The organism is Desulforhabdus sp. TSK, assembly GCF_022836495.1.
Classification (GTDB): domain Bacteria; phylum Desulfobacterota; class Syntrophobacteria; order Syntrophobacterales; family Syntrophobacteraceae; genus Desulforhabdus.
Window position 1 is genome coordinate 1 of the sequence record NZ_BQXM01000078.1, and the last position, 2385, is coordinate 2385.

General features: G+C 61.6%; 3 protein-coding genes. All 3 read right to left on the reverse strand.

The features are described 5' to 3' along the window. Positions 1–156: 156 nt before the first annotated feature. Genes nuoD through MWC30_RS21490 form a run of 3 tightly spaced genes read right to left on the reverse strand, consistent with a single transcriptional unit; the run spans position 157 to position 2371 of the window. A complete protein-coding gene (gene nuoD, locus MWC30_RS21480) occupies positions 157–1338 on the reverse strand; it encodes an NADH dehydrogenase (quinone) subunit D (RefSeq protein WP_244086249.1) in 1182 nt (393 codons plus the stop codon). Positions 1339–1377: 39 nt separating this feature from the next. Next, the gene (locus MWC30_RS21485; RefSeq protein ID WP_244086250.1) at positions 1378–1860 is read right to left on the reverse strand and encodes an NADH-quinone oxidoreductase subunit C; all 483 of its coding nucleotides are present in this window, start codon (positions 1858–1860) and stop codon (positions 1378–1380) included. 40 nt (positions 1861–1900) lie between these two features. Then, positions 1901–2371, reverse strand: a complete 471-nt coding sequence (locus MWC30_RS21490) for an NADH-quinone oxidoreductase subunit B (protein WP_368860920.1) — start codon at positions 2369–2371, stop codon at positions 1901–1903. Positions 2372–2385: the final 14 nt, after the last annotated feature.

Below are 2385 nucleotides of genomic sequence, written 5' to 3' on the forward strand. Positions count from 1 at the left end.
ACCCGCCGATATTGGCGCGGTTCGCGCCGATCCGGTCCTGCATCACCGCGCTCTGCTTTCTTTCCACCCAGCCCAGGATCGGCGAAAAAAAGCCCACGTTCACCCCGAAGATGAACAGTATTTTTGCCAGGGACTCGATCACATCTGCAAGCATCATCATCTGTCGCATTCTCCGCCGATCATGTTGATCATATCGAAGGTCGGGACGATGTCGGCCAGGAGCCGACCCTTCATCATTCTCGGCATGGCGGATGTCAGGGGAAAGCACGGCGGCCTCACCCGGCACTTGTAGGGCTTGCCGCTTCCATCGCTCACCAGGTAGAACCCCAGCTCACCGTTGCCCCCCTCCACGGCCTGGTACACCTCGCCAGGAGGCGGCTTGATCCCCTCGATGACCGTCTTGAAATGAAAGATGAGGGAATCGATGCGCGTTCCGATGTCTTCCTTCGACTGCCACCGGTAGGCGGGCATGTCCACGTTGATGGGGCCTCCCGGCATCCCGGCGAGGGCCTGCTCCACGATCCGCATGCTCTGGAGGATCTCCTCCATGCGCACGAGGTACTTGTCGAAATTGTCCCCCGTCTCGCCCACGGGCACCTCGAAGTCCAGCCGGTCGTACACGAGGTAGGGCTGGGCCTTGCGCACATCGTAGGGAACCCCCGTCGCCCGCAGGCACGGACCCGTAAAGCCCCACGCGATGGCCTCGTCGGCCGGCATGGCCCCCACGTCCCGCACCCGGTCGATGAAGATCCGGTTCTTCGTGAGGAGCTTGTCCACGTCCGCCCACAGCTCGCGGCACCGCTTGAACACCTCCCGCGTCTTTTCGGCAAACCCTTCCGGAAGATCGTTCTTGAGCCCGCCGATCCGCACGTAGTTGGCCGTCACCCGCGCCCCGCAAAGCATCTCGATGAGGTCCCACACCAGCTCCCTGGCTTCCACAAAATAGAGAAAGGCCGTGAACGCCCCCAGCTCGAGACCCCCCGCCGCCACGTTCGTCAGGTGGTCCGAAATGCGCGCCAGCTCGCTTGCGATCACCCGGATGTACTGGCACCGCTCGGGCGCCTCGATCCCGATGAGCTTTTCCACCGCCAGGGCGTACCCCACGTTGTTGATGAGGGGGGACACGTAGTTCAATCGGTCCGTGTACGGGATCACCTGCTGCCAGGTCCCGTTCTCGCACATCTTCTCAAAGCCCCTGTGGAGGTACCCGATGTCCACCTTCAGGTCGACGATCGTCTCTCCATCCAGGGTCGCCAGGAATTTGACCGTTCCATGGGTCACGGGATGCGACGGACCCATGTTGATCACCATGTACTCGGTTCGAAGTTCTTTTTCCATCTCAGGCATGAGCTCAGCCACGACTCGCTTGGGGGTTGGTTAGTTGATGGGCCCGATGAGGGGCTGCCGCTTCTTGAGGGGGTAATCCTTCCGCAGGGGATGCCCTTCAAATCCTTCGTACAGCAGGATCCGACGCAGATCGGGATGCCCCGTGAAGGTGATCCCGTACATGTCGTACGCCTCCCGCTCGAACCAGTTCGCTCCGATCCACACGGGCACCACCGAATCGATCCCGCACTCCGACTCGGACACGCCCGCCTTGATCCTCACCCGCCGATTGAACGGAAGCGAATAGAGATGGTACACCACCTCGAACCGCGGCTCCCGCCCCGGGTAGTCCACCGCCGTCAGATCCATCATGAAGTTGTAGAGAAGCTCCTCGTCGTCCCGAAGGTACGTGCACACGGCGACGATCTCCTCCTTTTTCACCAGCGCGGTGTCATCCCCTCTATACGAGTGCGTCTCCAGGATCGAGCCCGCAAACCGTCCAGCCAGTTTCTTCAGTGTTACGCTGCCATCCATAGGCTTCAAACATTTCTCAGGGAGTTAACACAAACGGGCCTCAACACCGGGTCACCGGCGACGCCCCCCTCGGCCAATCCGACCACTTTTCCTTCGCCACCTTCGCCTGGAGCTTCATGAGTCCGTCCAGCACCATCTCCGGCCGCGGCGGACAGCCCGGAACGTAGACGTCCACCGGGATCAGGGTGTCGATCCCCTGCACCGTCGCGTAGTTGTCGTAAAACCCTCCCGATACCGCGCACACCCCGAAGGCGAACACCCACTTGGGCTCCGCCATCTGGTTGTACACCTTCACCAGGATGGGCGCCTGCTTGTGGCTGATCGTCCCCACCACCATGAGAAGGTCCGCCTGCCTCGGTGAAAAACGCGGCAGCGCCGCGCCGAACCGGTCCAGGTCATACTTGGGGCCCGCCACGGACATGAACTCCATCCCGCAGCACGCCGTCACGAACGGGTACTGAAAAAAGGAGTACTTCCTCGACCAGTTCACCAGCTCCTCGAGCTTCGTCAATACGACGCTCCCCT